This is a genomic window from Frankia sp. AgKG'84/4, assembly GCF_023242965.2.
GTDB lineage: Bacteria > Actinomycetota > Actinomycetes > Frankiales > Frankiaceae > Frankia.
Map to the genome: position 1 here is coordinate 1 of NZ_JALKFU020001256.1, position 2328 is coordinate 2328.

A 2328-nucleotide genomic window follows, 5' to 3' on the forward strand; every position below is an offset into this window, starting at 1 on the left:
CCCGCCGACCGCGTGGCGGCACCGCGCGAGCGCCGGCTCGAGCCGCTCGGCGTGGCCCCACCGGTCGCAGGCTCGGACTGCCCGTTGCCGCCGGCCACCACCGCGGCGGGTACCGGGTGGACGTGGCCGTTGTGGCCGCCGTTCCCGTTGGCGGCGGCGTTGCCGTTCAGGTGGATGACCACCCCACGGCCGTTGCAGTGGATGCACGGCTCGCTGTATGCCTCCAGCAGGCCCTGCCCGACGCGCTTGCGGGTCATCTGGACCAGCCCGAGGCTGGTGACCTCCGCGACCTGGTGGCGGGTCCGGTCCCGGCCGAGGCATTCGGTAAGCCGGCGCAGGACCAGCTCCCGGTTGCTCTCCAGGACCATGTCGATGAAGTCGATGACGATGATGCCACCGATGTCCCGCAGCCGCAGCTGACGGACGATCTCCTCGGCGGCCTCGAGGTTGTTCTTGGTGACCGTTTCCTCGAGGTTGCCGCCCTTGCCGGTGAACTTCCCGGTGTTGACGTCGACGACGGTCATCGCCTCGGTCCGGTCGATCACCAGCGAGCCACCGGAGGGCAGCCAGACCTTGCGGTCGAGTGCCTTGGCGAGCTGCTCGTCGACCCGGTAGTCGGCGAAGACGTCGCCGGTACCGGCGTAGCGGCGGATCCGGGGCCGCAGGTCCGGCGCCACGGCGTCGATGTACTCCTCGATCGTCTGTGCCTCACCGGAGCCCTGGACAACGAGCTCGGTGAAGTCCTCGTTGAAGATGTCGCGGATCACCCGGACGACGAGGTCGGGCTCACCGGAGAGCAGCGAGGGCGCGGAGGCCTTCTTCGACCGGCGCTGGATGTCCTCCCACTGCGCGGCGAGCCGCTCGATGTCTCGGGAGAGCTCGGCCTCGCTGGCGCCCTCGGCGGCGGTGCGCACGATGACGCCACCGTCCTCCGGCGTGATCTTCTTGAGGATGCTCTTCAGCCGGGCCCGCTCGGTGTCCGGCAGCTTGCGGCTGATGCCCGCGTTCTGGCCGTCCGGTACGTAGACCAGGTAGCGGCCCGGCAGGCTGATCTGGCTGGTCAGCCGCGCGCCCTTGTGCCCGATCGGGTCCTTCGAGACCTGCACAAGCACGGACTGCCCGGACTTGAGCACCTGCTCGATCTTGCGGGGTCGGCCGTCGAGCCCGGAGGCGTCGTAGTTGACCTCACCCGCGTACAGCACGGCGTTGCGGCCCTTGCCGATGTCCACGAACGCGGCCTCCATGCTGGCCAGCACGTTCTGCACCCGGCCGAGGTACACGTTGCCGGCGTAGGAGGTGGAACTGGCCCGGGTGACGAAATGCTCGACGAGCACGCCATCCTCGAGCACTGCGATCTGCGTGCGGTCACCGGCGTGACGCACGACCATCCGGCGCTCGACCGCCTCACGGCGAGCCAGGAACTCGGCCTCGGTGACGATCGGCGGACGTCGCCGCCCGCTGTCCCGGCCCTCACGCCGACGTTGGCGCTTGGCCTCCAGCCTGGTCGAGCCGCTCAGGCCACGGACGAGGTCCTCGTCTCGACGCGTCTCCCGGACGTGCACGACCGTGTTGGGCGGATCGTCCACGACGGCCGGTTCGTCCCCGCCGGTCCGGCGGCGCCGACGACGCCGACGGCGGGAGTTGCCGCCCCGGTCGTCATCCGCGTCGGAGTCGCCGTCCGCGTCGGAATCGGCGTCGGAATCGGCGCCGGCCTCGTTGTCGGGATCCGTCGCGTCGCCGCCACCGGCCGTCTCGGCCGTCGGGTCCGCGTCGGCGGACCAGTCGTCGGCGTCGGCGTCCGCCGGAGCGTCGCCGTCGGCGGAGAGCTCGGAGCCATCCTCGTCCCCACGGGCGCGGCCCCGGCCGCGGCGGCCACGGCGGCGACGGCGCGTCGATCCGGAGGCGCCACCGCCCTCGTCGTCCTCGTCGAACTCGCCGTCGTCCTCTGCGGCGAGTTCCTTCACGGCGCTGTCGGTCGCGCTGACCGGCGCGTCCTCGGGGGCGGCGTCGACCGGCTGCTCGTCGGCAGCGTCGACGTCGACGACCTCGTCATCCTGGTGATCGGGTTCGCTGCCGGGACGGGTCCAGCGCGGCTCGGCCGCAGCCGGGACGGGCGCCTGGAAGGTGACCATGGCCACCGGACGCCGCGCGCCCGGGTGGGCGGCCGGGGTCTCCTCGCCGACACCGGTCCAGGTGGGGGCAGCCACCCGCCGGGTTCGCGTCCGGGACCGGCCACCGGCCGGGGCGGAAACGGCGTCACCGTCGGCGGCCACGGCGGTACCGGCGGTACCGGCGTCGCTGGCGGGCGCCGCGGCCTCGACGACCGCC

General features: G+C 72.7%; 1 protein-coding gene. It reads right to left on the reverse strand.

Going from position 1 to position 2328, the window contains the following annotated elements; translation table 11 throughout:
* Positions 1–2328 (reverse strand): Rne/Rng family ribonuclease (locus tag MXD58_RS29365; protein WP_250611408.1); only part of this gene is annotated, 2328 nt, incomplete at both ends.